This window comes from Holdemanella sp. DFI.5.55 (genome assembly GCF_020593575.1).
Classification (GTDB): domain Bacteria; phylum Bacillota_I; class Bacilli_A; order Erysipelotrichales; family Erysipelotrichaceae; genus Holdemanella; species Holdemanella hominis.
In genome coordinates this window covers 1-3,019 of sequence record NZ_JAJDMK010000129.1, presented here as the reverse complement: position 1 = coordinate 3,019, position 3,019 = coordinate 1, and the positions used below count along the sequence as shown (strand labels likewise).

The following is a 3,019-nucleotide window of genomic DNA, read 5'->3' as shown; positions in this document are numbered from 1 at the left end:
TTAGAATATGAGTGTAATTTTGTCTTGACAAAGGTCACTTCATAACAGGTGAAAAATGTTATCACTAAAACTGCTAGATACCCTATCAAGACATTAACCATATATGCTTGAAAGTAATTGATATTTAAAGGGGACAGCCAAAATAGGTAAGAAGTCTGAATTTTCATATTCCATCCCTCTAAGCCAAATACACTCCAGATTAAAGCACTATAAATTAACACAATAGAAAAATAGATTGCAGAATTCATTATTAAAACCGTTATTGCTTTAATGAAATTAATTTTGCTTTCTTTCGTAGCTAATGTTCTAAGAATCATATTCATATTGCATTTTTTTTCTACAAAGAAAATCAATGCAGCAATTATCAAACTTATGATCATCGAATATATTTGTATATATGGTAAATCATTTAAAAGAGTTTGCCATCCTAAAGAATAACCAAAATCGATATATTTTTGCTCTTTTAATTTATCACTAAAATCTGGGTTAATAGTTTTAATATTATTTTCTCTATTAACAAATATGCTTTGAACAGTTATGTCATTTAAATCTAAATGATTCAAAATATCAGGATTAAATGAATACATCGGAGAATATGCTCGAATCACAAGGTTTGCTAAATCAGAATATTTATTAAACATTTTTATAGATTCTGAACTATTTATCATCAAATTTCCAGTTGAATCAAAATTACTTTTATCATTTGTTATACCAGTAAATACTTTTAATGAATTTCTTAATTCTTTATCAGTTAATTTTTTTTCTATTTTTGCTTGCTCATCTCTTTTTGCACTTATCCCATCAATTTTAGCATTAATACTAAATTCGTTAACATATACATCGGTACTACTAATCGAATACAAGAAAAAAGTTGAAAGAAAGATTATCGTAAAAAAACAAAATGCAAATATTATTTTTGGATTAATGCATTTTTTTATTTCTATAAATATTAATTTTTTCACCATTTATAATCACCTACTGAATTAATCTTTTTTTGTCATAAATTAATATAAAAGTTAAGAAAAAAAACAATAAAAGAGTAAATAATAACTTTGTCATATCAAAATTAAGCACTGATGACACATCCACCATTGTAATAGGGAAACAATATCGTAATATTGAAGAAGATGAAATATTTAATAGTGAAATCATTATATTTGGAATAAAACATAAAATTATAGAACATATAACAGAAACACTACTAGACAAAAACACTTTCGAAAAAAACATAATTAACAGTCCCATCAATACTGATGCTAATAATCCCATTAAAATTGCTCTAGATAATAATTGTCCATACGTCAATAAGTTCGGAAATAGAGGCGCAATTCCTAACTGTACATTAACATCCCAACCAGCTAAACCATATATTGAAAAAATTATTATTAAAAATGGGACAAGGGCCAACAAATAATAGAAACTTGATATAATTATTCCAGCAATAACTTTTGCTACAAAATGATTAGTACCCCTATTCTTTGTTGTACTTATAATTTCATTCATCCGTTCTTCTTTATCTTGAGAAAACATTTTAGATAAGCAAATTGCAAGCATTATAGACATAAATAGAAATAAATCCATATTTTTTTTCAGAAATCTTTGATAGCCTTTACTATATCCAGATTTAAAGCTTTGTGTTTTAGCGGTGCAATTAGTTTTATCTTTCCAAAGCTCAACAAAATTTATCGGAGTCTTAACTTCTAATATTTTTTTATACTGATCCATATATGTTCCACCTAAAGTAAAATCAATAAGTGAAATCACCTCTTCATAGGGCCTCAGCTCTTTACTGTACATTGTTTTAAACGCTTCGCCATCAGTACTGTTAATATTATTTGTTTGCTTTTGAAATTTATCAATAATTTTATTTATTTCATCATCATTTATTTCCACAGTACCATGAGATAAATTTTTTTCAAAGGTTATTGCATCAATGCCATAGATTATTCCTTGTTCATAATAAGTTATAGTCTGATCCTGAAACACTGTCAAAAAGCCATATACGACAGAAATCATAATCAATAATAATACTGAGATCCTGTTAATCTTACATGTATATATTCTATTTAATTCGTTTTTAATTAACCTAGTCATCTTCACTTACCTCATCAAAATAGAATAAGTATAAATCATTTAAAGTAGCTTCTATAGGTACAAAACATTTTTCAACATTATCTTCGGTTATTATCCTTATTCTAATAGTATTACCCAAATCGTATACATTCCTAACTCTATACTTATTCATGAAATAATCCAATTGCGTTTTAGGTACAGTTCCTTCATAAACAAATCCTTCAATCTTTTTTAATAAGACATCTAAATCACCTTGTTCACAGATTTCACCTTTTTTTAAAAGAATAATGGCTTGTGAAATATCCTCAACATCAGAAACAATATGAGTAGAAATAATTACTGTATGCTTCTCACCATATTGATTAAGTAAATTCTTTAAATGAATTCTTTCCTTAGGATCTAATCCAGCTGTAGGTTCATCCAAAATTAAGATTTCCGGTTCATTTAACAATGCTTGAGCTATTCCCACCCGTCTTAGCATTCCTCCTGAATAAAGTTTAAGTCTAATATTCTTTTTCTCGTATAATCCTAATTCTTTTAACAAATATTCTATCCTATGTTCAAGTTTTTTTCCTTCTAAGCCTTTTAAAACTCCTATGTATGATAAAAAATCATAAGCTGTGAAATCTTGATAATAGCCAAAATTTTGTGGCAAATATCCTAAAGAATTAAAATAATTATTTTTTAAATGATTAATTTGTATTCCGTTATACAAAATACTCCCCGAATCAATTTCATATAAATTACACAAACATTTAATTAATGTTGTTTTTCCTGCTCCATTTGCGCCTAACAATCCATAAACTCCTGTTTCAAATTGAAGATTAATATTTTTTAATATTTCATTTCCGTTTAATGCCTTGAACAAATTTCTCACTTCTAACATTCTTCTATGCCTGGTATATTGTAATTGACCCATCTAGCTGGTCATTTACAACATACATCT

3 protein-coding genes are annotated in these 3,019 nt (G+C 26.9%); all 3 read right to left on the bottom strand.

The features are described 5' to 3' along the window. On the bottom strand, nt 1-965 hold a 965-nt coding region (locus tag LJE08_RS13225; RefSeq protein ID WP_227403475.1), incomplete at its 3' end, for a hypothetical protein. 10 nt (nt 966-975) lie between these two features. After that, nucleotides 976-2,094 carry a hypothetical protein gene (locus LJE08_RS13220; protein ID WP_227403474.1) on the bottom strand — a complete coding sequence of 373 codons (1,119 nt, stop codon included), beginning with the start codon at nt 2,092-2,094 and terminating at the stop codon, nt 976-978. Next, on the bottom strand, nt 2,087-2,959 hold the full coding sequence (locus LJE08_RS13215) for an ATP-binding cassette domain-containing protein (RefSeq protein ID WP_227403473.1): 873 nt from the start codon (nt 2,957-2,959) through the stop codon (nt 2,087-2,089). Before LJE08_RS13215 ends, LJE08_RS13220 begins: the two co-directional genes overlap by 8 nt. Nucleotides 2,960-3,019: the final 60 nt, after the last annotated feature.